Source organism: Streptomyces sp. B5E4, from assembly GCF_039871555.1.
Lineage (GTDB): Bacteria > Actinomycetota > Actinomycetes > Streptomycetales > Streptomycetaceae > Streptomyces.
Window position 1 is genome coordinate 1 of the sequence record NZ_JBDPMI010000055.1, and the last position, 25,012, is coordinate 25,012.

Genomic DNA, 25,012 nt, shown 5'->3' on the forward strand with positions numbered 1-25,012 from the left:
ACCGACGGCATTCCGCACCTCCACAGCCACGCCGACACGACGTGCTCTGCCTGCCACAGAAACCCCGACACTATGCCTGACCAGCGATAACACGGTGATCAAGTACGGAAAGACAACGGCTTCTCAGAGGGGATGCGTGAGGTGGGGCAGGGTCTCCGTTCCGAGAAAGCGTCACGGTGCGAAGTCATTGCGGCGTTCGGCGGTCTGCGATGTCGAGAACGTGTCACCGGCTCCGTCCCAGGGACATCAGCGGCCACCACCGGCCGCACGAGACGAAGGAGAAGCCGGCGTGGCGATTCAGCGGATGGACAATGTCGGCATCGTCGTCGAGGACATGCATGCCGCCATCGCGTTCTTCGTGGAACTCGGTATGGAGCTGGAGGGCAGGGCGGAGGTCGGGGGCCTCGTCGCCGACCAGTGCACCGGACTCGACGGCGTCCGCTGTGACATCGCGATGGTCCGGACCCCGGACGGTCACAGCCGGATCGAGCTGGCGAAGTACCGCAGCCCTGCGGTGATCAGCACCGGGCCGCGCAACCGGCCGCACAACATTCTGGGCACGCACCGCGTCATGTTCGCCGTCGACGACATCAAGGACACCGTTGCCCGTCTGCGCTCTCACGGCGCCGAACTCGTCGGCGAGATCGCCCGGTTCGAGAACAGCTATCTGCTCTGCTACCTCCGCGGCCCGGAGGGCATCATCGTCGGACTGGCCGAGCAACTGCGCTGAGCCAGTCGCCGGATGGGAGGCTGTTGAGCAACTCCGTGACTTCAACGGCCGTCCCGGCGCTGCGCATACGTCGATGCGGCGCAGGTGGTGGTTCGCGTCGGTGTGTTGTGGTGGTGTTCAGGTTGCTCTCAGGGTTCTTTGAGGTTTCTCCGTTACACCGGGAGGTGTGACCCTCAGTCCTGATGCTCCCGCCACCGTCCTTGTCGTCGATGACGAGGAGAACATCCGCGACCTGCTGTCGCAGACCCTGCGGCTCGTCGGGTTCGAGGTACTCACCGCGGCGAGCGGGTTCGAGGCGCTGGCGGCGGCTGAGGCGGGGGCTCCGGGGCTCGTGGTGCTGGACGTGATGCTGCCGGACATCGACGGTTTCGAGGTGGCCCGGCGGTTGCGTGCCGGCGGGGGCAGGGTGCCGGTGCTGTTCCTGACCGCGCGGGACACCGTGGCGGACCGGGTGGCCGGCCTGACGGCGGGCGGCGACGACTACGTGGCCAAGCCGTTCAGCCTGGAGGAGGTGGTGCTGCGCATCAGGGCCATCCTGCGCCGCACCAGGGCGGTCCCGGCGGAGTCGGCCGCGCCGGCGGACAGCGAGGTGCTGCGCTATGCGGATCTGGAGTTGGACGAGGGTGCGTACGAGGTACGCCGCGGCGGGCGTCTGGTGGAGTTGACGCCGACGGAGTTCAGGCTGTTGTGGTTCCTGCTGGCGAACGCCGGGCGAGTGGTCAGCAAGGCGCAGGTACTCGACCGGGTGTGGTCCTACGACTTCGGCGGCGACAGCCGGATCATCGAGTCGTACGTCTACCACCTGCGTAAGAAGCTCGACGCGCACGGGCCGCGGCTCATCCACACCGTGCGCGGCGTCGGCTACGCGCTGCGCCTGCCGCGGGGCCCGGGTTGACGCACGCGGAGCCCTCGGAAACGCGGCGTGACCGGTGGCGGGCGCTGGGCTGGCGTTGGACGCTGCGGGCGCGGCTGGCGCTGGTGACGGCGGCGCTGGCCGCGCTGGCCCTCGTTGCCGTCAACGGCGCAGCACTGCTCCTGTTGCAGGCTTACCTCGTCGACCGGGTGGACCAGCAGCTGGCCAACGCGGGCAACTCGCCGGCCCTCGACAGGGAGCGCATCGCGGAGTTGAAGGCGGGGCCGCTGGGCGACGGCGGCCCGGTCGAGAACATCCTGTCGCAGCGCGCCGGGGCCACCACCCGGATCTACGCGGTCGCCGAGGACGGCAGCATCGAGCAGTTTCCCGAGGAGGCCGAGTCGCCGGGGCCGCGGCTGCCGGGGCGCGCCGACCTGGCCGCGCGCGCCGGCGACCCGCCGTTCACGCTGCCCGCCGAGGAGGGGGACGCCGACTGGCGGGTTGCCGTGGGGGCCAAGGGGTCCGACGAGGACGACGAGTTGATGGTCACCGCCACGTCGCTGGCGACGGTGCAGGCCACGTACGAGCGGCTGCTGCTGATCGACCTGGCAGTCACCACGGGCGTGCTGGCGCTGCTCGCTCTCGCCGCGGCGCTGGTCGTCCGGGTAGGCCTGCGGCCGCTGACGCGGATGACAGTGACCGCCGGCGCCATCGCCGCAGGTGACTTCTCCCGCCGGGTGGACGACGCGGACGCGCACACCGAGTCGGGTCGGCTCGGCCGGGCGATGAACGCGATGCTTACCCGGGTGGAGTCGGAGATGGCCGCCCGGATGAAGTCCGAGCAGCGGCTGCGCCGGTTCCTCGCGGACGCGTCCCATGAGTTGCGTACGCCGCTGACGTCGATACGCGGCTTCGCCGAGCTGTACCGGCGTGGCGGAGACCCGGCGGATGCGATGCGGCGGATCGAGGCCGAGGCTCAGCGGATGGGGGTGCTGGTGGAAGATCTCCTGTTGCTCGCTCGGCTGGACGAGGAGCGCGGGCTGGAGCGGCGCCCCGTCGACGTGCTGGAGCTGTGCGCCGACCTGCTGCGCGATCTGCACGCCAGGTCGCCGGGGAGGCACATCCGCCTGGCCGGGCTGGACGACACGGGCCTGCCCGAGCCCGTGGTGGTGCCCGGGGACCCGCTGCGGCTGCGGCAGGTGGTGGGCAACCTGCTGGCCAACGCCGACCGGCACACCCCACCGGACGCCGTCATCACGGTGCGAGTGGGACGGGCCACCGCGGGCGAGCATCCGGTGGGCGAGGGCTCTCGGTCGGTCGCCGGCTGGAATGCGGGGGACGCCGTCGTGGCGGTGGCGGGCACAGGGCCCGCCGCGGGGACGGCGGGCGCGGTGGTGGAGGTGGCCGACACCGGCGCCGGCGTGCCGGCCGGGCACGCCCCATACGTCTTCGAGCGGCTCTACCGGGCCGACACGGCGCGCCCGCGCGGCGGCAGCGGTCTCGGCCTCGCCATCGCCGCCGGACTGGCGCAGTCGCACGGCGGGCGCATCGAGCTTGCCGACCGGCCGGCCGGCTCGGGGGCGGTCTTCCGCCTGCTCCTCCCGGTGGACTGAGACGGACCCGTATTCCGCTCGTACTTCGCGCTCGTGCGTGACTTCCAGCTTTCTTTCAGGCCCTGTCGAGGCAGGGAGCAGAGCACGGCCAGGCTGGGCTGCCAGCATCGCCGCTCGTAGCGAACAGCGACGACGAGGAGTGGCGATGAAGCGCAACAGGACATGGATACGCATGCGGGCGACGGCGGCCTTGCTGGCGGCACTGGCGGTCTCCTCCACGGGGCTGCTGGCCGGCTGCGGATCCGGCGGGGACGACAGCTCTCAGGTGGCCACCGTCGAGGACGGGAAGTCCGCCGGCGCCAAGGACGACTCGGACGGAGACGACGCGGCCCAGGCGCAGGAGTTCGTCGACTGCATGCGCGCCAACGGCATCGAGATGGAGGACCCCGACCCGCAGACCGGGAAGCTGGACCTCACGGAGATCGTCGGCGGCGGCGCCGACCGGAAGGCCCTGAGCGAGGGTCTCGACGCCTGCCGTGACGTGGCCCCGCAATCGTTGCAGGACGCCGGGGAGAGCAAGGAGAACCCGGAGGCGCTGCAGGAGTTCACCGACTGCATGCGCGACAACGGTGTGGCGATGGAGGACCCGGGCCCCGAGGGCATCGACCCCCAGGCCATGCCGACGGAGGACGCCGACTACCAGAGCGCGCTGGACACCTGCCGCGACATGCTCGTCGTGGGCTCCGGAGGCGACCGGTGACCCCCCGGGACGACACCGGCAGGCAGCCCGGCGGAAGCGAGGACGGCAGCTTCCAGGATGACGCCGGCGCCGGCACCGCCGCTTCCGGGAATCCGCCGCCGAAGCACGGCCGGGGACGTTCAGGGCGTACGGCCGTGGCGGGCGTCGCCGTCGTCACGGTGGCGTGCGTGGTCGGCATTGCCGCCACCGGCGCCTTCGGCGGTGACGGCGGCGATCCGGACACGACCGCGCCGTCCGCCCCGCCGAAGACCGCGAAGGTGGAACGCACCACGCTCACCCGCACCGAGACCGTCGACGGCAACCTCGGCTACGGGGTCGCGACCGCCGTCCAGTCCGCCAGCCCCGCCCAGCCCACGCCCGGCGGTGACTCCTCCGGCCTCGCGGCCGACTCAGGAGCCGACTCGTCCGCAGACGCGCAGAGCGACGGGGCTGCTGCGGCCGGCAGCGGCGTCGTCACCTGGCTTCCGGACGCAGGCGACGTCATCAAGCGGGGCGCGGCCGTCTACAGCATCGACGAGGCCAAGGTGCCGCTGCTGTACGGCTCGACCCCCCTCTACCGCACCCTCGACGTGGGAGCCGAGGGCAAGGACGTCCAGATACTCGAAGCCAACCTCGCGGCGCTCGGCCACTCCGGCTTCACCGTCGACGACACGTACACCGATGGCACCGCAAGCGCCGTCGAGAGCTGGCAGGAGGAACTCGGGCGCGAGCAGACCGGCACCGTCGCCCCGGGCGACGCCGTCGTCGCCGACGGGGCCAGGCGGATCGCCGACGTCCAGGCCGTGCGCGGCAGCGCGCCGTCCGGGGACGTCCTGACCTGGACCGGAACCGAACGGATCGTCACCGTCGACCTGGAGGTGCAGTACGAGGACCTGGTCGACGAAGGCACCGAGGGCACCGTCGAACTGCCCGACGGCACCACCGTGGACGCCGAGGTCACCGACGTGGGCACCGCGGCCACCGCCGAGCCCTCCGACGCCGGCGGAGGCGACGCGGCGTCGGGCACCGCGGCGGAGGCCACACTGCCGGTCACCTTCGCGGTCGGCAAGCAGAAGAGGCTGGGCCGCTACGAGGCTGCGCCCGTCGACGTCACCGTCACCGCCGAGACCCGCGAGGACGTACTCGCCGTGCCGATCAACGCCCTGGTGGCGCTGCAGGAGGGTGGCTACGCGCTGGAGACGATCGGCGCCAAGGGCATCTCGTACGTGCCCGTCGAGCTCGGCATCTTCGCCGGTGGCATGGTCGAGGTCTCCGGCGAGGGCGTCAGTGCCGGCATGGTCGTGGGAGTCCCGAAGTGAGTGACGCGAACGGCGTCCCCGCCGCCCCGGTGCTGGAGCTACGCGGCGTGTCAAAGACCTACGCGGACGTGCACGCCCTGGCCGGCGCCGACCTGACCGTGCGCCGCGGCGAACTGCTGGCCGTCGTCGGCCCGTCCGGCTCCGGCAAGTCCACCCTGCTCAACATCATGGGCACCTCGCCCGCCCCACCACCGGCGCCGTCCGCGTCGACGGCCACGACATCGACGAGCTGAGCGACCGTGAGCTGTCGGCACTGCGTGCCACCACCATCGGCTTCGTCTTCCAGCAGTTCCACCTGGCCCCGGGGGTCCGGGCGCTGGACGCCGTCGCCGACGGGCTGCTCTACAGCGGACAGCCGCTGCGCCGCCGGCGCCGACTGGCCGAGGAGACGCTGCGCCGCGTCGGCCTCGGGCACCGGCTCGGCCACGAGCCGCATCAGCTGTCCGGCGGCGAGAAGCAGCGCGTCGCCATCGCCCGCGCGGTGGCCGACGCACCGGCGCTGCTGCTCGCCGACGAACCCACCGGTGCGCTGGACTCCCGCTCCGGGGCGGCGGTGATGGAGCTGCTGTATGACCTGCACCGGGCCGGCACGACCGTCGTCGTCATCACCCACGACCGGGAGATCGCAGCCGCGCTGCCACGCGAGGTGCGTCTCAGGGACGGCCGGATAGAGACCGACACCGCCGAGGAACGCCACCACGCCCGCCACCCTCATACCGGCCGTCCCACCAGCCGACGCCCCGACTCCCACCACCGCCGCGTCCTCGGGGAGGCCCGGCCATGACCGCCACCGCACCTCCGGCCGGACCCGCGCAACGCCCCAGGCCCGCCCGGCTCAGCCCGCTCGACGTGCTGCGCACCGGCGGCTCCGGGCTGCGCTCGCGTCCCATGCGTGTCTTCCTCTCCGCGCTCGGGATCGCCATCGGCATCGCCGCCATGATCGGTGCGGTCGGTATCTCCACATCCTCGACGGCGGAACTGGACCGCAAGCTCGACGCACTGGGCACCAACCTGCTCACCGTCGCGCCCGGTGAGACCGTCGGCGGCGGCGAGGCCCACCTGCCTGCCGAGGCCACCGAGATGATCGGCGACATCGCCCCCGTCCAGTCCGTCTCCGCCGTCGGCCTGACCGACGCCCGCGTCTACCGCAACGACCACATACCGGCCGAGGAGACCGGCGGCATCGGCGTCTACGCGGCGCGTACCGACCTGCCCGCGACCGTCGGCGCCCGGGTCACCGGCGGGCGCTGGCTGAACACCGCCGACGCCGGCTACCCGGCCGTCGTACTCGGCCCCGACGCGGCGGCCCAACTCGGCGTGCACGCCGCCGGACCCGAGGTGCAGGTCTGGCTGGGCGAGCAGTGGTTCACCGTCGTCGGACTGCTCGCCCCCACGGAACTGGCCCCGGAACTCGACGCCGCCGCCCTCATCGGCTGGCCGGCCGCGGAGCAGGAGGTCGGCTTCAACGGCTACGCGACCACCATCTACACCCGCACCGAGGAAACGGCGGTCGAGGACGTCCAGGCCGTGCTCGGCGCCACGGCGAACCCGCAGGAGCCGACCTCCGTCAAGGTCTCCCGCCCCTCCGACGCACTGGTGGCGAAGCAGGCCACCGACGACGCGCTCAACGGACTGCTGCTCGGACTCGGCGCGGTGGCACTGCTGGTCGGCGGCGTCGGGGTGGCCAACACCATGGTCATCTCGGTGCTGGAGCGGCGCGCGGAGATCGGCCTGCGCCGCTCGCTGGGCGCCACCCGCGGCCAGATACGCACCCAGTTCCTGTGTGAGTCGCTGCTGCTGTCCGCCCTCGGCGGGATCGGCGGCGTGCTCCTGGGCATCGGCGTCACCGCCGGCTACGCCTCATACCAGGGCTGGCCCGCCGTCGTACCCCTGTGGGCGATGGCCGGCGGTGTCGGCGCCACCCTCGCCATCGGCACGCTCGCGGGCTTCTACCCCGCCCTCCGCGCCGCCCGCCTGCCCCCCACGGAAGCCCTCGCCGCCACGTGATACCCACCGTGTGGGTGGGCACATCGTGCCCACCCACACGGTGCGATCGTTCTCGAAGTCCCTTTTGCGGGCGGCCCGGTAGGCGAGCGAGGGGCACCGGGGAGGCGGCAGGCCGCGGTCCGTCCCGGATCGCGCCGGGACGGACCGCGAGAGGCCCGGGGTACGTCGCCGCGTAGGAGAGGACGACGCCGGAGGCAAGCGTGGTCGTCTTCGCGAGCCTCAGGCGCATGATGCCGATGCCGTCCAGGATGCGGTCGCCGCTTTCGGCGACGACCGGCCACATCCACCGGTGGTACTCGTCGACGAGTTTGTGCTCCAGCAGGGTCCGGTCGACTTCGCCGGTGCGCACATCAGGATGTTCGCGCCGAGCTGCTCCTTGAGGCGGTCGACTTCCTTGGCCGTGTCACCGGCAAGGAGGGTGGCGTTCCAGGCGACCTCGCCGGACGGCAGGGTGCGGGAGACGACACAGGTAGGGAGGTCGTTATCCGCTTCGAATCTCTGCCCCCTCGCGGCCGGCGTCGCTCCCGCGGAGGCCGACGACACCGAACCCTCGAACCCGGAGCAGGACCTCGCCCGGTGCGTGGCGACCCGCTACCTGGGCGACCACCCGGCCGTCAGCCCGCCGACCGCGGACCTGACCGGCCTGCCGCCCCTGCTCGTCCGGGCCGCCCCGGCGCCCCCCTCGCCCAAGAAGAGGCGGCGTAACGTCAGCGCGCGCCGCGAACTCGCCCTCTTTGGAGACGGGTTGCCCGGATACGGCGCGCTGTGCGACGACGGGCGCACCGGCCATGCTCCCCCGGCTGCGCGCCGGTCACCGGAGGTCGTCCGGGGCCGCCGGGGGCAGGTCGGCGATCTCAAAGTGGTCAACCGTGCGGTCGTAGTCGAGGACGACCGACCGGGCCCCGGGCTCTACCGCGGCGACAGCGGTGTCGGGGCCGGTGAAGGCGCGGACGGCGTCGAAAGACTCCCACACGGTCAGCACGCGAATGCGTACGAGCCGCGCGTCGGTCCGGGTCAGCAGAAAGGCCGTGTGGAAGCCCGGCAGCGCACGCAGCCGCGGAAGCACCGCGGCCGTGAAGTGCCTGGCGTACTCCCCGGCGCCCACGGGGGTGGCGGTGGCGCCCCAGTCTCGCAGGATCATCGTCGGTGTCCTCTCGTACGGTGGCGGGTGGGGGTCCTCCCCGGGCAACACTCTCGACCCGGCCGCGTGGCGCCCGCTTGAACATCCGTGCTCGTTCCGCACTCCGGCCTACGATGTGGCGATGCGGCACACGATGCCTCTCGCCCGGGGAGACGGCTTCACCCTCGAAGAGCAGCGCATGCACTCCGGCACCGACCGCTGGTGGCCCGTACGAGCCCACGCCCGTCACGCACTGATCCTCATCCGACAGGGCACGTACGCCATGCGGCTGCGCGGCTGGCAGGCAACCCTCGATCCCGTCAGCGCCTTCGCCGCCACCCCCGGCGATGAGCAGACCATCGCCCACCGCGCCGGCGCCCACGACATATGCACCGTCCTGACCCTCGACCCGCCCCTGCTCGACGACCTCACCTCGGGGGGCGCACGGCTGCCCGACCGGCCCGTCGTCGTCGACGGCCGCACGCAACTGCGCCACCGCCTCCTGCTGCGTCACACCCGGCGCGGCACAGACCCCTTCAGCCTGTTCGAGCAGGCGACCCGGCTGGCCACCGCCGTCCTGCGGCAGCCCGCCCCGCGGCCCGCCGGGGCGCAGCGCCCGGCCACGCTGCGGGCCCAGCGGCGCATCGTGCGCGACGCCCGCGATCTGCTGGCCGCCGACCCGGCCGCGCTCTCCCCGGCCGACCTGGCCCGCGCGGTCGGCGTCTCACCGCACCACCTCAGCCGGATCTTCCACCGCCACCACGGACGGACACTCAGCCAGTTCCGTCTTCAAGTACGTATCCATCACGCACTCGACCGCATCGAGGCGGGCGAGTCCGACCTGTCCGGCCTCGCCGCCGATCTCGGCTTCGCCGACCACGCCCACCTCACCCGGACGCTACGCGCCCACCTCGGCCACTCACCCACCGCGCTGCGTCGTCTGCTGAACACCGGCGGCCCGTCCACGCCCGCCGCGGCGTAGCCGCAGCACGTCCTCGGCGGCGAGGACAAGCTGTGCATCGACCCGGATGTCTCCGCGCCGGCATGGCGCGCGGTAGTGGACTGCACGGCGGATGGGCGCCTGTCCCGTACCTTCGAGAGCACTTCCGGCGTCGTCCGGTGGGACCGGCTCGGCGCCGCAGACGCGGGATCGCTGGTGCTGCTGCACGGCACACCGTTCTCGTCGTACCTGTGGCGGCCCGTCGCCCGGGCGCTGGCCGACCGCTCCAGATCTGCGTCTGGGACATGCCCGGCTACGGCGTCTCGGAGGCGACCGTCAGCATTGTCGTGGATCAGCTCGTGCTCCCGACGCTAGGCCGGGTCACCTGAGACGAAGCCGCGGCGGCGGTACCACGGGCGCAGACGAAACAGGGCACTCGCCGCACCCGCGCCTCATACGCCGCGAGGTGCATCGGCTGCGTCGCGTGAAGGGATGCTGGAGCGGGTCGGTCGGAAGCACATCGAGATCGTGGTCGACCAGGCATCCGGCGAGCCTGACGCCGGAGTGCGCCGACGCGCTGAACGAACTCGGGATGCGTCGGAGGTAGGGACGGGGCTCATGCCTGTCTGGCGGGCACGCAGGTCGGTAGAGGGAGCCGCGAGCGGACCGGGATCCGCGCAGGGGCCCCGGGTGGCGTCCCTGGATGTTTTATCGCATGCTGCAGGGAGACCCGGGGCGTAGGACTCGTCGTCTTCTGCGGAGGTGACGGATCGCGTGCCGCGCGAACGGATCGTGGTCGTGGGGGCCGGTTTCGCCGGCTACCAGGCTGCTCGCACGCTGGCCCGGCGAGCGCCGGACGCCGCCGAGATCGTGCTCATCAACCCGAACGACTATTTCCTGTACGTTCCCATGCTGCCGTACGTCGCCACGGGCGTACTCGAAGCGCGCCACATCTGCGTCCCGCTGGCCGGGCTCCGGCCGCGCGTGCAGCTGGTGCTCGGCGAGGTGGACACCGTCGACCTCGACGTCGGACGGGTGCTGTGGACCGGTCCCGAGGGTGACCGCGGCGAGACCTCGTTCGACCGGCTGGTAGTCACCGTCGGCAGCGTCAGCAAGCTGCTGCCCGTCCCGGGCGTCGCCGAGCACGCGCACGGCTTCCGCGGCATCCCCGAAGCACTGTACCTGCGCGATCACGTCACCCGGCAGATCGAGCTGGCCGCAAGCACCAAGGACGAGGAGGAGCGCGCAGCGCGCCGCACCTTCGTCGTCGTCGGCGCCGGCTACACGGGCACCGAGGTGGCGGCGCACGGCGCGCTGTTCACCAAGGCGCTGACCCGCCGCTACGACGACCAGCGCGGCGGTCCGCGCCCGCGCTGGATGCTGCTCGACATCGCCCCGCGCATCATGCCGGAGATGGACGAACGGATGTCCCGCTCGGCCACCGACGTGCTGCGCCGGCGTGGCGTCGACGTGCGCACCGGGAGGTCGGTGAAGGAGGCGACGCGCGACGGTGTGCTGCTGGACGACGGCGAGTTCGTCGGCACCCGCTCGCTGATCTGGTGCGTGGGCGTGCGGCCGGACCCGCTGGTGGAGTCCGTGGGCCTGCCGCTGGAGAAGGGCCGGCTGATCGTCGACGAGTTCCTGAACGTGCCCGGGCACCCCGAGGTGTACGCCTGCGGCGACGCCGCCGCCGTGCCGGACCCGAACAGGCCCGGTGAGTACACGACGATGACCGCGCAGCACGCGGTGCCCCAGGGCCGACTCGCCGGCCGCAACGTCGCCGCCTCCCTCACCGGCGGGCAGCAGCAGCCGTACGGGCACCATCCGCGCGGCTTCGCCGTCGACCTCGGTGGCGTCAAGGCGGCCGCCGACCCCTTCGGCGTGCAGATCGCGGGCCCACTCGCCGCCGCCCTCACCCGCGGCTACCACCTGCTGGCCATGCCCTCCGGGCGCACCCGGGTCGCTGTCGACTGGGCCATGGACGCACTGCTGCCGCGGCAGGCGGTGCAACTCGGACTCGTCGGCCCCTGGTCGGTCCCCCTGGACACCGCCTCGCCGGAGACACCACGCATCCCCGACGGCCAGGAGTGACCCGCGCTGGGCTGGAAGGCGACCTCGGCTTTCGCCTCGGTAGGGGGTGGAAGTACACCCCTGCTCATACCCACGACGGCGGAGTGCTGCCATGCCCGGCACCGCGGCGGAGCTCCCACTCACTCAGCACCCGGCCAGGGGCGGCCCGTACGCGCCACCCAGCGCCGCTCGATGTCCTCCACCTTCCGGCCGAGTACGCGGAAGCAGCCGCGTCGGCCGTGGAACTCGCCTTCGGCAGACGTCCGTCCGTACGGCGCTGCCTGCTGGCTGGAGAAGCCGCCGACCCTCTCGCCGCATGGCCCGCTGCCGGCCCCGCTTGGCGGACGGGACGGCTCTGCCTCCTTTCGGGTAGTGATCACCTCTGGGCCCCTCGGTTGTGCACCGGCTCCGACCAGGAGCAATAGACGTGCGTGACGGGGTTGCCCGAGATCACCCGGTTGCGCTTGGGCGTCAGTGCGCCATCATCTTCCGTCCGTGAGTAAATGCGGAGCGCAGAATTCCACTTCCTTCTCTCTCCTTGTGGGCTCAGCGAAAGGGCACAGCCATGCCTTCGACCATGCGCAACACGACGACAACTCCGGGCGCACGGCGGCTGGCCGCCGCGGCCGTCTCGCTGGGCTGCCTGGCGCTTGCCGTCCCGGCGGGAACCGCCGACGCGGCGCCCGCCGACCCGGTGCCGACTGTCTTCTTCGGCGACTCGTACACCGCCGACTTCGGCATCGCCCCCTACCAGGAGGGCGACAGGCTCTTCTGCTTCCAGGCGAAGGAGAACTACCCCGCTACCGCCGCCCGGCGTCTCGCGGACAAGAGCATCACGCTCGACGTCCAGTCGGACGTCTCGTGCGGAGGCGCACTCATCCGGCACTTCTGGGAGGAGCAGGAGACGCTGCCCGGCAGCGGCCTGAAGGTCCCGCCGCAGCAGGAGGCGCTCAAGGCCGACACCCAACTGGTCGTGGGCAGCATGGGCGGCAACACGCTCGGCTTCACCCACATCCTCAAGCAGTGCTCCGACAAGCTCCGTGCCGAGGAGCACAACCTGCTGCCCGGAGCGCCCGTGGACGGAGACGAACCGGCCGGCAGGTGCGCCGAGTTCTTCGGATCCGGGGACGGCAAGCTGTGGCTGGATGACCGGTTCGAGCAGGTCGGGTGGGAGTTGGAGGAAATGCTCGACCGCATGGCGTACTTCTCCCCCGACGCCAAGCGCGTCCTGGTCGGCTATCCCAGGCTCGTACCCGAGGACACCGACAAGTGCCTGACCCCGGCACCCGGCCAGACGGAACTGCCACTCGCCGACATCCCCAAGGACGCCATGCCGGTCCTGGACCAGATCCAGAAGCGGCTGGAAGAGGTCATGAAGAAAGCCGTCGCCGACGCCGAAGGTGGCGCCGATTTCGTGGACCTCTACGACCAGACCGGCACCAACACGGCCTGCGACGGCGCCGACCGGGGCATCGGCGGCCTGCTGGAGAACTCCCAGATCGGCAGCGACGGCCAGTGGCTTCCGTGGTACGCACACCCGAACGACAAGGGACGCGACCTCCAGGCCCAGCACGTAGCCGCCAAGACCGAATCGGTCCTCAACCGCTGACCGGCCCCGCTGCCGACACCGGACGCCCCGCGACCCGACCGGGGTAGTCCGCCCCTGAACGAGGCCCCAGGACCCGCGTCCTGGGGCCTCGCCGCCGGGCGTTCCGGGGGCACCGCAGGGGAGTCGGCCGTCAGGCTTCGACGCACCCCACCGCGATGACGGCGCGCAGCGCGGTGACGTATTGGATGACGCGGACGTCGTCGACGTGGTCTGCGCACTCGCGCAGGTCGGGCTGAGGGCCGGGAATCGGGGCACCGGCCTCGGGGGCGACGGGCGGGGCGGTCAGCGCACGGTCCAAGGCGTGGACGGCCCTCTCGTCAGTGACGGCCTGCATCTGCCGGGCGGCGTCGCCGCGCCGAGCAGCCAGCTCGGCGCGCTTCTTCGCAGCGTAGGCACGTAGCACTTCCGCGGACGCTGCATGGGCTGCCGAATGGTATCGGTCGAAGCAGTCTGGTTGTCACAGGCGAGGCATCCGACTTTTCACATACGTACATTCAGCAGTCCTTCTATCACCAGAAGCGAAGATCGAGAGCCTGCGGCCTCGTTATGGCGGTTCTATGGGTCATGGCCGCTACACGCGCTGGGTTGGGAAGGCAGTCGAGGCCGCTGGCATCGTGGTCGTTTGGTTGCATCAGTGCAGTCGGCAGGAGATTTTCGTGTGTCCCAGCGCGGTTGAGTAGAGGCCGTCATTGGCCCAGGCCCGGAATCGTCGGGTCGCAGAAGACAGGTGATGGAAATGCGAGATGAGGCCGCCAAGCGGATCGAGCTGGTCTTCTCCCTCTTCGACGCCAACGGCAACGGAGTCCTCGACTCCGACGACTTCGACCTGATGACTGGCCGTGTTCTGAGGGCGGCGGCCGCTTCGGACGACCGCGCCAAGGCCGCCATCCGGGCCGCGTTCCGCCACTACTGGACGACGCTGGCCACTGAACTGGACGCCAATGGCGACGGTGTGATCACCGTGGACGAGTTCCGTCCGTTCGTGCTCGACCCCGAGCGTTTCGGTCCCACGATCGCCGAGTTCGCCGAGGCACTCTCCGCGCTCGGCGACCCGGACGGGGACGGCCTGATCGAGCGCCCCCTCTTCGTATCGCTGATGAGGGCGATCGGCTTCGAGGAGGCGAACATCCACGCCCTCTTCGACGCCTTCGGTCCGGACGCCGAGGACCGCATCACCGTGGCCACTTGGGCCGCCGGCATCAAGGACTACTACGCGCCGGACATGGCCGGGATCCCGGGTGACCAACTGGTCACTGCCCGGGCCGTCTGACACGGTCCGTCAGCGGCTTTCCCGGCCGTGGGCGGCACCGCTACGACGTAGCCGAATCGCCGGCTTCCATCGGGACGCGTCCCACCGAGCGGGGCCGCGGCCGGGGCTCCGCCCTCTGTCCCCGTGCGGACGTCGTCGTGAGCGTTGCGGGCGTCATGGCGAGGGCTTGCGTGCGAACACCCACCGGTTTCCCTCCAGGGCATCGTTGGGCTCGGGGAGAGGGCCGCGTCCGTGCCGGCGGGTGAAGTCGAAGGGCGTGCGCATCGAGGTGGACCAGCCCTTGGCCGTCAGGTCGCCCGTGGAGTCGGGTCGCGGCCCCTTGTCGAAGAGGTGGAGCAGGTCGATGCCGATCTGTTCTCGCGTCGCCGTGTAGATCGGGCTGTCGCGGTACGCCTGCAGGTCCTTTTCCAGCTTGGCTTCGAAGGCCAGAGCGCTGCCTCCGGTGGTCAGCCTGTCCACCGTGTCGATGAGGAACGTCTCGGCGGGGCCCGGCAGGTAGAAGAGGAGCCCCTCGGCCAGCCAGACGCTCGGTGCGGCCGGGTCGAAGCCGACGGTCGTCAGCGCGCTGACCCAGTCCTCGCGCAAGTCGACCGGTACGGGGACGCGCTTCACCTTCGGGGCAGCCGACAGGTCCGTGAGCACCCGTTGCTTGAAGGCCAGCACGCCCGCCCTGTCGATCTCGAAGATGACGCAGTCGGACGGAAGATCCAGCCGGAAGGCACGGGTGTCCAACCCTGCTCCCAGCAGGACCACTTGGCGGGCGGTCGCACCGACCGACCGGAGGAGGAAGTCGTCAAGCGCCCTCGTCCGCAGGCCGAAGTAGCGGGCGAACCGCCCCCAAAGCGGGTTGTTGTCCCCGTCCGGAACCTGCTCGGTGCGCACCGGCCAGCTCACGCAGGCGGGAGCCGCGCGCACGAAGTGTTCCGCGTAGGCGTCCTGCGCCAGGCTGTCGTGTCGGTGGGTCTCGATGGCCCGTGCCGCGGCGACCAGGAGGGCGGTCAGGCCCACACCTCCCTCCACGCCTTCCACGTCTGTGTGCTGGGGCGTCGTGCCTGCCATGCTTCCTCCGTCGCCGGAAGTGGGGGATGTGAGATGCTCACTTGTCGGATGGGGTGAGTGCTCGGTACCGCGTGCCTCGCTCATCGGTTTGTTCTCTCCGGGAGCAGGACGGGTTTGACCACACGGCCCGCGTCGCAGTCGCGTTCGGCCTCATTGATGCCGGCCAACGGGTAGGTGCGGATCAGTTGGTCGAAGGGGAAGCGTCCGGCCTGCCACAGTCCGATCAGCCTGGGTATCAGTACTCCGGGTACAGCGTCCCCCTCGCAGATGTGGCGAATGCTGCGGCCACGGTCGAGCGTGCCCGGTTCGAGCGCCAGTGGGTGGTGGAGGCGTGCCACCAGGCCGAGGCTGCCGGTGGGACGCAGGGCCTGGAGCGCCTTGTTGATGAGCGGGGGTGAGGCCGTGGTGTCCAGCGCGTACTGGGCGCCGCCGTCGGTCAGGCGCCGGATCCGTTCGGGCAGGTCGGGTGAGGCGGCAGGCAGGGGGGTCGCGCCGAACCGCTCGGCCGAAGCGAGCCGCTCGGGATGCAGGTCGACGGCCACGGTCAGTACACCTGCGGCGGTGGCCGCCATCACCGCGGTCAGGCCCACCGCTCCCGCGCCGAAGACCACGAGGGTGTCGCCGGGACCTGCGCCGAAGGTGTTCAGCACGGCTCCGGCGCCGGTGAGGGAACCGCAGCCGAGGGGCCCGAGCAGTTCGAGCGGTAGTGCGGGGTCGACCCGTACGGCGTTGCGAGCCGGAACGAGGGCGAACTGGGCGAACGAGGACTGCCCGAACCACCGGGGTGCCAGTGCCTGACCGGTCGCGTCGGTGAGCCGCGGCGGTTCCTCCTTGCGCCCCCCGAAGAGGTTGAGGGAAGCGAAGGAGTCGCAGTAGGCCGGGGCCGCGCCGCGGCAGGTCCGGCAGTGTCCGCAGGAGTCGAAGCTCAGCACGACGTGGTCACCGACGCCGATCGCGGCGTCCGGGCCACCCCCCGTCCGCACCACGACCCCGGCGCCCTCATGGCCGAGGATGGTCGGCACAGGGGTCCGGCCGGCGGATCGCCGGACCGCAAGATCGGTCCGGCACATCCCGGTGCCCGCGATCTCGACCAGGATCTCGCCGATGGCGGGCTCTGTCCGCAGAACCACCTCCTCGACCGTGAACGGGTTCTCGTACGAGCGCAATACGGCTGCCTGGAACCTCATCGTCACGCCTCCTGCGGGCGGTGGACGACGAACGGCCGGAGGTTGCCGTACAGCCCCCACGGCCCGCCCGCGACGCCGACCCCGCTGTCCTTGACACCTGCGAAGGGCTGGGCGAGGGACAGTTCGGCATGATGGTTGACCCAGGCTGTGCCGCATTCGAGCCGCTCGGCGACCGCCTCGGCCCGGTCGAGATCAGTGCCCCACACGGAGCCGCCCAGTCCGAAGCCGGTGCCGTTGGCCGCGTCGACGGCTTCATCGAGACTCCGGTACGGCAGTACCGGCAGAACCGGTCCGAACTGTTCCCCGGTCACCACCGGACTGCCGGGCGGCACGTCGGTGAGGATCGTGGGAGCGAAGAAGTAACCCGGCCCGTCCAGCCGGTGGCCGCCCGCCGCCGCCCGGGCACCGCCCGCCAGAGCCTGCTGTGCGACCTGCTCAATGCGGGCCAGCTGCGGGGCGTTGTTGACAGGGCCCAGCCGGGTGTCCGGGTCGAGGCCGGCCCCGACGGCGACGGTCTTCGCGCGCTGAGCGAGGGCTTCGACGACCTCGGCGTGCAGGCGGGCCGGGGCGTAGACGCGTTTGACCGCCATGCAGACCTGCCCGCAGTTGCGAAACGCCGCCCAGAACAGCCGGTCCGCGATCCGGTCCACCTCGACGTCGTCCAGCAGGACAGCAGCGTCATTGCCGCCCAGTTCCAGAGTGACCCGGGCGAGCGAGGCCGCCGCCGCTTCGGCGACGGCCCGCCCGGTGGACACCGAACCGGTGAAGGTGACGTGGCGGATGCCCGGATGGGACGCGAGACGGGCACCGAGGGGTTCGCGGCCGGTGACGACGGCCAGGACGTCCTCGGGCAGGACGGTGGCAAGGACGGAACCGAGCAGCCGGGTGGCCAAAGGGGTGAACGGGGACGGTTTGAGGACCATGGTGTTGCCCGCCGCGAGCGCGGGCGCGAACTTCGCCGCCGCGAGTTGGAGGGGAAAGTTCCACGGCACGATCGCGGCGACGGGCCCGAGCGGTCGCCAGCGGATCTTGCTGCGCACCGGCCGGCCGTCGACGATTCGCCGGGTTTTGGGGGCGAGGTCTGCGAAGTAGCGTAGGCGGGCCGCCGTACGGGCGACCTCCGCGTACGACTCGGCCAGGGGCTTCCCCTGTTCCCGGGTGAGCAACCGGGCGAGGTCATCGCCGGCCGCCTCCACCGCGTCGGCCGCCACGCGCAACGCAGCGGTGCGCGCGACGGGGTCGGCCCGCCAACCGTGCCAGGCCCGGTGCGCCCGGTCGATGACGGCGTCCAACTCGTCCGGCTGCTGATCGGGAGCCTCGTCGAAAGCTTCCCCGGTGGCCGGATCGACGACGGCGAAACGTACGGCCGGGTGTCCGGGGACACGATCGGCCTCAGAGGTCGGCATGACCGCGGTCAGTGTGTGGAGGAGACGCCGACGGCGTGCTCTCGGGCGTGCCGGTCCATCTCCGCCCGGAAGGCGGCCACCAGATGCGGCTGGATCCTTCCGGTATTGCGGTCACCGCCCTCACAGACCGCTCCCCGCACGCCCACGATGTCCGTACCGATGCGAGTCAGCGGGCCGAGGTCGGCCTGCGTGACACTGCCCGCGAGGGCCGCGAGCCGACCGGACGCGTGAGTCAGCCGGACGAACTCCGCACAGACGTCCGGCGGAACGTGGTCGAACAACCGCGTGCCGTCCTTGACGGCGGTGTCGAGCATGGCCGCGTCGGCGCCGGATCGGGCGGCGATATCGGGCACGGCGAGCGGATTGACGCAGCCGATCCGGTGGGCGTCGGCATAGCCCGAGGCGACGACGAGCGCGTCCGGGCAGTGATCCTTCACCGCCCGGACGACCGCGCGCATGACCTCGATGCCCTGATCAGGCGTCGTGCATCCGTAGAGGCCGACCTTGATGTACGTGGCCCCCGAGACGACCGCTCCGAGCGCAGCCTGGGCCACCGTGCCGGGCTTGTACGGGACATCCCCCACCGTCGCGGACACGGGCTTGTCCGCCGGGACCGCGTCGCGGATCTCCCTGATGACCCAGGGGAAGTTCGCGCCGAGAGAGCCCTCATCGGGCTTCTTGACGTCGACGATGTCGAGATGCTCCGCCGCCTTCGCGCAATCGAGAGCCTCCTCGATACCGTCCGGGGAGATGAGAAGCAGCACCCTGACCTCCTTCGCCGCCAGTCCGCCCGGCCGAGGGACAGGGGACCGCGGATCACCTGGCTGATGTGCGGTGCGCTCATCATTTCCGTCACCCTCAGGAATCGGGAGGGCGCACAGAGTGTCAAGGGCGCTCATGCCCACGCGCAACGCGCCGTACATAGTCGAACAAATCAACCCACAGCTAACGATTGGTCCGGTTGGCGAATAGCACGTGGCATTGGTGAGAACTAGGGGCGGGCGGCCCCGTTCGAGCGCGGCCTCGCGGCGGCACGGCAGTACCGCGAACGCTGAGGAGCACTGGCCCGGGTGTCCCGTCAGCACATCGAGGTCTGTCGTCGACCCGCAGACACAGCGGGAGGTGTCTGTACGGCTGGGAATCTTGCTGCCGAGCGTGCGCTCCAGGCGCGGCAGCCTCACCCCGAACGCGCCCAGCGCTGAGTGCGTGTTTCTGATCCCCGGTTCTGAGTTGCCTTGGGTTCTACGCTGGCGTGGTGTCCAAGGACACCGGGCGGGCCGGGGAGAGGAACTGTCGGGCTTGTGGCGACCGGCTGAGGACGGGTTCGCGGCCTGACGCCTTGTTCTGTTCCGCGGCGTGTCGTGCCAGGCAGTGGCGTACGGAACGGCGGTTGCGCAGGCTCACGGCAGCCGCGCTGGGCGGTGCGGGCGAGGTTGAGTGTCCCGAGTGCGGGACCCGGTGGGTGGCTGGCGTCGACCGGAGGTCGAATGCCGCGTACTGCTCGCGCCGGTGTGTGGTGAGGGCCTGGCGGCGCCGGAAGGAAACGTTCGGCGAACGGGCACAGTGACCGCATCGCGAACGCATTCTGAGTCCAACTCCGCTCAGAACCCGGTCATTTAAGGTCAATCATTGTGATCAGTGGATTTCCGGTCCGACTCTCGGCGACTAGCGGGTCGTGTCCACGTCACGGACGCCAGCTCCGTGCTGCGGCCCGCATGGGTGGTGAAACCCATGCCGGAGGAGATCGACAAGGTCGGAAGCGTCAGCCAGTCCCGTTATGAGCAGATCGTGTCCGAGCTGCGGGACGTGGTGGAACAGCAGACGCGCGGGCAGTTCACGATCGGGGACCGCGCTCTGGAGATCGAGCCGATGAGGGAGCCGGGTGGCCACCACGGGGTGGACTCGGAGTGGTCGGTGACCACGACACTCACGCGGCTGGCCGAGGACATCGGCCTGAAGTTCAGCACGGTGAAGTCGGCGAGGTGGACGTCCTCGCGCTGGCCGGCCGACCGCCGCCAGAGGGGCGTCTCCTACACCGTTCACCGGATCCTGGCCTACATCGAGAAGGATCAGGAACGGTTCGACGCGATCCTCACGCCACCCGGGGGCAAGGCCCGGTGGACGCCGGACGACGCCAGCCGGCGGGTCGGCAACCGGGTCGAGACGCCCGTGACGCCGAAGGAGAAGATCACCGCGATCCACACGCTGGCCCGGGACGACCAGGTCGCCGCGTCGGTGACCAGCGACTTCCTGAAGCGGCCCGAGGTGACGGCCAAGGTGACCACGGTGGACAAGGCCCGGGTGGTGGAGGAGTTCACCCGCGACGAGCACGTGGCCACCACGGCGGCCACGAACCTGCTGCGCCGGCCGGACGTCGCGTTCAGGGCGATGAGCGACGACACCGCCCGCTTCCAGGTCAACCATGCCCAGGTCGAACGGTCCCGGCAAGCCCGGGACCACTTCGAGGACACCAGCCCCGTCGCACCGGCGGTGAAGAAGATCGACCGGACGGTGGAGTTCCTCGACCTGGTCACCGCCTGCCACTCTTTCGTCGCCGCGGTCGGCCGGGCCGTTCCCGGCCTGCGCGACCGCACGCTCGGCGAGGACGAACGCACGATCGTGCACGAGAACGTCGCGAAGGTCCGGGCGACGCTCGACTGGATCGAGACCGCGGTCGACACGGGCAAGGTCGACATAGACGGCGAGCTCGCCCGCATGCTGCGGGGCGAGTAGCCGTGCCCCGCGCCTCACGGCGCCGGGGCGAGGCCGCCCAACGGCACGCGGACACTCTGCGGTTCGTGTTGTTCGAGGCCAGACCAGCAGGGCTGCTCTTCCCTCAGTTGACCCGCGCGAGCGGACTTTCCCCCAGCCAGGTCCGGTCCAGGCTGGCCGCTCTGCGCGACATCATCGCCGAGAACGGCTGGCCACCACTGATCTGGACCCGGGCCGACGGCTACCAGCTCGGCGCCGAACGGGCCGCGCTGGAGGCATACGAGCGGGCCGTGCTGGCCGAGAAGCTCACCGAGTTCCGCCGGTTCATCACCGGCACCGTCGCCCCGCACGCCGCCGCCCACCCGGGCGACAAGTGGGTACGTCACATCGTCGCCCAGCTCAACTCCATCGAATCCACTCTCGATCTCGTCGTCTCTGCCTGACCACCACCGGGAGGGGCGCCCGGCCTCCGGCCGGGCGCCCCTCCCCATCCGATCCGGAGGGAAGCCGCAGTCATGCGTCAGCGTCGCTATCCCTCCGACACCACGAACACGGAATGGGCCCTGCTCGAACCGCTGTTGCCGGAGCCGGCCTGCGAGACCAGCCGCGGCGGCCGGCCCGAGAAGCATCCCCGGCGGGAGATCGTCGACGCGATCCGATACGTCGTCGACACCGGCTGCAAATGGCGGGCCCTGCCTGCGGACTTCCCGCCCTGGCGCACGGTCTGGGGGTTCATGGCCCGCTGGGCAGCCGCCGGGATCATCGGCCAGATCCGCGACCACCTCGCCGGCCGGATCCGCCGGGACATGGGCAAAGGCCCCCGGGCGGTGGCCACGGTCATCGACTCCCAGAGCGTGAAAGCCGCTGAGACCGTCTCCAGGGCCACCCGCGGCTATGACGCGGGCAAGAAGATCAACGGTCGCAAGCGTCACCTGGTCGTCGATACACGCGGCCTTCCCCTCATTGTCATGGTCACCCCCGCCGACCTGCATGACGCCGCGGCGGCCAAGGAAGTCCTCTTCCGCCTGCGGCTGATGCATCCCGAGATCACGATCGTATGGGCCGACTCGGCTTACGCCGGGAAGCTCGTGGGCTGGGCGAAACAGCACCTCAACCTCACCATCAAGCCCGTCAGCCGCGCCAAGGACGCCTCCGGCTTCATCGTGCTGCCCCGCCGTTGGGTCGTCGAACGCTCACTCGCGTGGATGATGCACGCCCGCCGCCACGCGAGGGACTACGAGCGGCTCATCCAGCACTCCGAGACCCTGATCACCTGGGCAGCCATCACCCTCATGACCAGGCGACTCGCGCGGAAGGGCGCCACCCCGAGCTGGCCGCGGAAGCCAACGCCGGCCGACATCTGAGCGTCTGGTCACTTGCCCTTGGCGATCTGGTCGACGCGCGCGGACTTCACTCCGATCTTTTCGCCGAAATGATCGACCAGATCGAGGTCTCGATCACCTGACCTGCATGATGGTGGACCTGCTGGACACCGAGGACGAAGCCCGGAAGATGGCCAACGAGGACTGGATCGTGACCCACCCGAGCGCGGCCCGGCCGGTGACACGTCGGCCGACCCGACACAGTTTGTCAGCGCCTGCGTTTAAAGCGTGAGAAGAACCCCTTCGGCTCCTCGGGGGCGGGCCGGTGAAGAGCCTTGACATCGTGGCGGTCTTCCTCGACCAGCCGCGCGAGTTCCTCGGCGACAGCGGCCGCCTCCGCGTGCCGGTTCAGTGCGGGGAGCAGGTCATTGAGCAGGCGCAGCGCGCGGATCAAGCGCTGTCGCCACCCGTCCGGATTGGCCGCGGAGGATCTGCGGATGATCCCGATCGCCTCGGTGGCGGCGGTGTGCGCCTCGTCCAGCCGGCCGACGGCCATTAATGCCTCCGCCATGGTGGGAAGCGCACTGGCCAAGTACGGCTCAACCCCCGTGGGGTTGGCTTCGCCGAGCCGTCGGAAGATCGCCACCGCCTCCTCGGAGCGGGCCATGGCCCGCCCGTGGTCGTTCAGGTGCATCAGGACTCCGCACTGACTGGCCAGCGTCGCGGCCAGCTGCATCGCCGCCTCCTCGGAATCCTCACGGCGCAGGAGAGCGATGGCCGCGTCAAAGTCGTCCCTTGCCTCGGCGACCAGGCCGCGGGTGTTTCCCAGGCTGTTCAACGCCCGGGCCAAGGGGACCTCGTACTGCGGCCTTCCCTGCTCCACCAGGCTCCGATACGTCGCGATCGACTCGGTCAAGGCCGCGATCGCCTCTGGTTGAGACCCGCGCTCCTTCAGGGCGCTGCCGAGGTTCTTCAGCGCTCCCGCTAGGTCGGCGGTGAACTCGTGGCTCTTGTCGCTGTAGATTCGAGTGATCTTGATCGAATGCTCGAGCACGGGAATGGCCTCGGCCGGTCGGCCCCAGTCGATGAGCATGCCGCCCAGGTTGCTCAAAGCGAGCGCCAGGTGGTTGATTTTGGCGGGTTCCGCCACGGCCAGTTGGCGGCATACCGCGATGCCCTGCCGAGTGGTGGTCACAGCCTCCTCACGCAGACCCTGGTTCCACAACGCCAAGCCACGGTTGACCAGCGACACCCCCTCGGCCTCCAGCATGTCCGACGTGTGCACGGAAATCGCCTCCTCGACCGCGGATCCGACTCAGGCTCGACTTGTCATGCAGGACTCAGCCACAGCTTCTCAACCGCTACAGCACCAGCCGACCAGCCGTTGCCGACGTGCGACCGCCGAAACTCCTGGGCCCCCAGTCGCTTGCTTCCACGAGTACAGCACCACCGGCATTGTTCGGCAGCTACTTCCACCGACGTGAACATCTCCCCCGACGAGCAGCTCAGTGATCAGGTCACGCGGTTTCTCGCACCACGCGCTCCTTCAGAGTGCCCGCGGCCATCCAGGGTTCGAAAACAAGTACTGAGCGGACTCGGACTATCGGACATGAGCGCAGACGGGAGCGGGCGTAGGGGTGGAGGGCAGACATCTCGATCAACCGCCCGAGGGACTCGCCTGTTACGTGCCTCGGGCGTCACCCGATCGATGGCCATGCCGAAAGTAGCTCAGTGGCAGTGATCGGGGTCGGTCGCCGGGCCGGTGCCGGTGGTGCCCAGGTCATCGGAGTGGTCGGCGTCGATGCGCGGCCACTGTGCTGTGGGACGTCCACCCGGCCACTCCCACAGCGGCGGCCAGTCGGGAGCCCCGCCCAGGGTCCGGGTGGCCTGCCCGAGGCGCGGCCAGCCTGCCGGTGAATCCTCCCAGTCCTCCTGACGTCCGAACACCGTGAGATCCATGAGCGCGTAGCTGTAGTCCACCGCCTCGGCCCCGCGACGCTTGGTCCAGTACGTCTCGAAGACACGGTCGCCGTCGCGCACGTAGCACACCAGGTGGAACAAGCCGAGCTCGCGGCCGACAAGAAGCGACTCGAGCGAGGGCTGGGCGGAGTACCACGGCATCGTCCAGCCCATGAAAGCCCGGTAGCGCAGGCTCTCCTCGTAGGACGTCTGCGCGTCCCCGAAGCCGTAGGCGGTGTTCCGCCCCTGACAGAAGACGGCGAAGGTGATGTCGCGGGAGTGCAGATAGGCCAGCTCGCCTACGTGGCTCATCACCCAGGTACAGCCTTCGCACTGCTCGGCGGCCGGCCGGCCGGGCCACCACATGAAGTAGTAGGCGATCATCTGACGTCGGCCTTCGAACGCATCCAGGAGCGTCACGGGACCGTCTGGCCCCAGCAACTGGCTGTCCGCGGCCACCTCGACCATCGGGAGCCTGCGGCGCGCGGCGGCGATCGCGTCTCCTTCGCGGGTGTGGGCCTTCTCCCTTGCCCGCAGCTCTTCCAACTGTTGCTCGAAGGTCGCGCGGTCGACCACCGGCGGTTGCGCCTCACTCGGATTCTCGTCCATCACCGGCTCCTGGGATCGCTTCGTTGTGACTACGGATCTTCTCAGCAACGTAGTCGCCCGTCGGGCTTCAGCGCGACGTCCCGACTGCGGCGCAGGTGGGCGTTGCGGCTGGCGACGGCGTCCGCAGTGCGTAGGACAGCCGGAGCCCCAGTCGTCGACCACGCGATCAGCCTCGGTGATGCGATCCGGATGTAGGTCGGCCTGTGGCTCGGCGTGGGAGTCAGCGGCCGGTGACCCATACGGCTCCGCCGAGGGCGCCGGCGGCCGTGCTCATCAACGTCAGCAGCCGGTACGGGACGTGCTGGACGACCAGATGTACGCCGCCGATGCGCAGTTCGAGGAAGGGCCGGGAGTCCGGCGCCGGGGGCGGGGTGGGGGTGGTCATGGGCTGTTTTCTCCTCTCGGCCGGGGGATCCGGCTAAGAAGCCGTTGTCTTTCCGTACTTGATCACCGTGTTATCGCTGGTCAGGCATAGTGTCGGGGTTTCTGTGGCAGGCAGAGCACGTCGTGTCGGCGTGGCTGTGGAGGTGCGGAATGCCGTCGGTGAT

At 70.5% G+C, this 25,012-nt stretch carries 22 protein-coding genes and 2 pseudogenes; 15 read left to right on the forward strand and 9 right to left on the reverse strand.

The features are described 5' to 3' along the window. The first annotated feature begins 289 nt into the window (after positions 1-289). From ABGA99_RS35790 to ABGA99_RS35820, 7 genes and pseudogenes are all read left to right on the forward strand, one after another. Entirely contained in the window at positions 290-730 is a 441-nt protein-coding gene (locus ABGA99_RS35790; protein ID WP_347581784.1) for a VOC family protein, read from the forward strand. A gap of 166 nt (positions 731-896) precedes the next feature. Beyond that, entirely contained in the window at positions 897-1,625 is a 729-nt protein-coding gene (locus ABGA99_RS35795; RefSeq protein ID WP_347581783.1) for a response regulator transcription factor, read from the forward strand. Further along, positions 1,622-3,196 (forward strand): HAMP domain-containing sensor histidine kinase, encoded by a 1,575-nt coding sequence (locus ABGA99_RS35800; RefSeq protein ID WP_347581782.1) that lies wholly within the window; start codon positions 1,622-1,624, stop codon positions 3,194-3,196. Before ABGA99_RS35795 ends, ABGA99_RS35800 begins: the two co-directional genes overlap by 4 nt. 145 nt (positions 3,197-3,341) lie before the next feature. Further along, complete coding sequence (locus ABGA99_RS35805) at positions 3,342-3,896, forward strand: hypothetical protein (RefSeq protein ID WP_347581781.1); 555 nt, start codon at positions 3,342-3,344, stop codon at positions 3,894-3,896. Then, a complete protein-coding gene (locus ABGA99_RS35810) occupies positions 3,893-5,194 on the forward strand; it encodes a peptidoglycan-binding domain-containing protein (protein WP_347581780.1) in 1,302 nt (433 codons plus the stop codon). The genes ABGA99_RS35805 and ABGA99_RS35810 overlap by 4 nt, the downstream gene beginning before the upstream one ends. Next, a pseudogene (locus ABGA99_RS35815) lies at positions 5,191-5,978 on the forward strand (ABC transporter ATP-binding protein). Before ABGA99_RS35810 ends, ABGA99_RS35815 begins: the two are co-directional and overlap by 4 nt. Further along, positions 5,975-7,201, forward strand: coding sequence for an ABC transporter permease (locus ABGA99_RS35820; protein WP_347581779.1), 1,227 nt, complete (start codon positions 5,975-5,977; stop codon positions 7,199-7,201). Before ABGA99_RS35815 ends, ABGA99_RS35820 begins: the two are co-directional and overlap by 4 nt. Before the next feature lie 811 nt (positions 7,202-8,012). Here ABGA99_RS35820 and ABGA99_RS35825 read toward each other — a convergent pair. Beyond that, positions 8,013-8,342: a hypothetical protein gene (locus tag ABGA99_RS35825; protein ID WP_347581778.1), complete on the reverse strand. Its 330-nt coding sequence runs from the start codon at positions 8,340-8,342 to the stop codon at positions 8,013-8,015. Between the two features lie 121 nt (positions 8,343-8,463). Here ABGA99_RS35825 and ABGA99_RS35830 point away from each other — a divergent pair, with 121 nt between their 5' ends. From ABGA99_RS35830 to ABGA99_RS35845, 4 genes and pseudogenes are all read left to right on the forward strand, one after another. After that, positions 8,464-9,303 (forward strand): AraC family transcriptional regulator, encoded by an 840-nt coding sequence (locus tag ABGA99_RS35830; protein WP_347581777.1) that lies wholly within the window; start codon positions 8,464-8,466, stop codon positions 9,301-9,303. A gap of 75 nt (positions 9,304-9,378) precedes the next feature. Next, positions 9,379-9,590 (forward strand): annotated as a pseudogene (locus tag ABGA99_RS35835) (alpha/beta fold hydrolase); the annotation flags it as partial. Positions 9,591-10,035: 445 nt separating this feature from the next. After that, on the forward strand, positions 10,036-11,352 hold the full coding sequence (locus tag ABGA99_RS35840) for an NAD(P)/FAD-dependent oxidoreductase (protein ID WP_347581776.1): 1,317 nt from the start codon (positions 10,036-10,038) through the stop codon (positions 11,350-11,352). A 544-nt stretch (positions 11,353-11,896) separates the two neighbouring features. Next, complete coding sequence (locus ABGA99_RS35845) at positions 11,897-12,940, forward strand: SGNH/GDSL hydrolase family protein (protein ID WP_347581775.1); 1,044 nt, start codon at positions 11,897-11,899, stop codon at positions 12,938-12,940. A 130-nt stretch (positions 12,941-13,070) separates the two neighbouring features. Here ABGA99_RS35845 and ABGA99_RS35850 read toward each other — a convergent pair whose 3' ends face one another. Next, positions 13,071-13,343, reverse strand: coding sequence for a hypothetical protein (locus ABGA99_RS35850; protein WP_347581774.1), 273 nt, complete (start codon positions 13,341-13,343; stop codon positions 13,071-13,073). A 333-nt stretch (positions 13,344-13,676) separates the two neighbouring features. Between ABGA99_RS35850 and ABGA99_RS35855 the strand changes: the two genes are divergently transcribed. Further along, positions 13,677-14,210, forward strand: coding sequence for an EF-hand domain-containing protein (locus ABGA99_RS35855; protein ID WP_347581785.1), 534 nt, complete (start codon positions 13,677-13,679; stop codon positions 14,208-14,210). Between the two features lie 153 nt (positions 14,211-14,363). Here ABGA99_RS35855 and ABGA99_RS35860 read toward each other — a convergent pair whose 3' ends face one another. From ABGA99_RS35860 to ABGA99_RS35875, 4 genes are all read right to left on the reverse strand, one after another. Further along, positions 14,364-15,269, reverse strand: a complete 906-nt coding sequence (locus tag ABGA99_RS35860) for a class I SAM-dependent methyltransferase (RefSeq protein ID WP_347581773.1) — start codon at positions 15,267-15,269, stop codon at positions 14,364-14,366. An 80-nt stretch (positions 15,270-15,349) separates the two neighbouring features. After that, complete coding sequence (locus tag ABGA99_RS35865; protein ID WP_347581772.1) at positions 15,350-16,456, reverse strand: NAD(P)-dependent alcohol dehydrogenase; 1,107 nt, start codon at positions 16,454-16,456, stop codon at positions 15,350-15,352. 2 nt (positions 16,457-16,458) lie between these two features. Continuing rightward, positions 16,459-17,862 carry an aldehyde dehydrogenase family protein gene (locus ABGA99_RS35870; RefSeq protein ID WP_347581771.1) on the reverse strand — a complete coding sequence of 468 codons (1,404 nt, stop codon included), beginning with the start codon at positions 17,860-17,862 and terminating at the stop codon, positions 16,459-16,461. An 8-nt stretch (positions 17,863-17,870) separates the two neighbouring features. Beyond that, on the reverse strand, positions 17,871-18,626 hold the full coding sequence (locus ABGA99_RS35875) for a (5-formylfuran-3-yl)methyl phosphate synthase (protein ID WP_347581770.1): 756 nt from the start codon (positions 18,624-18,626) through the stop codon (positions 17,871-17,873). A 967-nt stretch (positions 18,627-19,593) separates the two neighbouring features. Between ABGA99_RS35875 and ABGA99_RS35880 the strand changes: the two genes are divergently transcribed. The 3 genes from ABGA99_RS35880 (at position 19,594) to ABGA99_RS35890 (ending at position 21,938) form a co-directional block, all read left to right on the forward strand. After that, positions 19,594-20,595 carry a DUF6192 family protein gene (locus tag ABGA99_RS35880; RefSeq protein WP_347581769.1) on the forward strand — a complete coding sequence of 334 codons (1,002 nt, stop codon included), beginning with the start codon at positions 19,594-19,596 and terminating at the stop codon, positions 20,593-20,595. 2 nt (positions 20,596-20,597) lie between these two features. Then, positions 20,598-21,017 carry a RacP protein gene (locus ABGA99_RS35885; protein ID WP_347581768.1) on the forward strand — a complete coding sequence of 140 codons (420 nt, stop codon included), beginning with the start codon at positions 20,598-20,600 and terminating at the stop codon, positions 21,015-21,017. Between the two features lie 72 nt (positions 21,018-21,089). Next, positions 21,090-21,938, forward strand: coding sequence for an IS5 family transposase (locus ABGA99_RS35890; RefSeq protein WP_347581847.1), 849 nt, complete (start codon positions 21,090-21,092; stop codon positions 21,936-21,938). Positions 21,939-22,164: 226 nt separating this feature from the next. On the opposite strand, the gene ABGA99_RS35895 is transcribed toward ABGA99_RS35890, so the two are convergent. From ABGA99_RS35895 to ABGA99_RS35905, 3 genes are all read right to left on the reverse strand, one after another. Beyond that, the gene (locus ABGA99_RS35895) at positions 22,165-23,181 is read right to left on the reverse strand and encodes a hypothetical protein (protein WP_347581846.1); all 1,017 of its coding nucleotides are present in this window, start codon (positions 23,179-23,181) and stop codon (positions 22,165-22,167) included. 443 nt (positions 23,182-23,624) lie between these two features. After that, positions 23,625-24,464 carry a DUF899 family protein gene (locus tag ABGA99_RS35900; RefSeq protein WP_347581845.1) on the reverse strand — a complete coding sequence of 280 codons (840 nt, stop codon included), beginning with the start codon at positions 24,462-24,464 and terminating at the stop codon, positions 23,625-23,627. A gap of 220 nt (positions 24,465-24,684) precedes the next feature. Further along, positions 24,685-24,849: a hypothetical protein gene (locus tag ABGA99_RS35905; protein ID WP_347581844.1), complete on the reverse strand. Its 165-nt coding sequence runs from the start codon at positions 24,847-24,849 to the stop codon at positions 24,685-24,687. Positions 24,850-25,012: the final 163 nt, after the last annotated feature.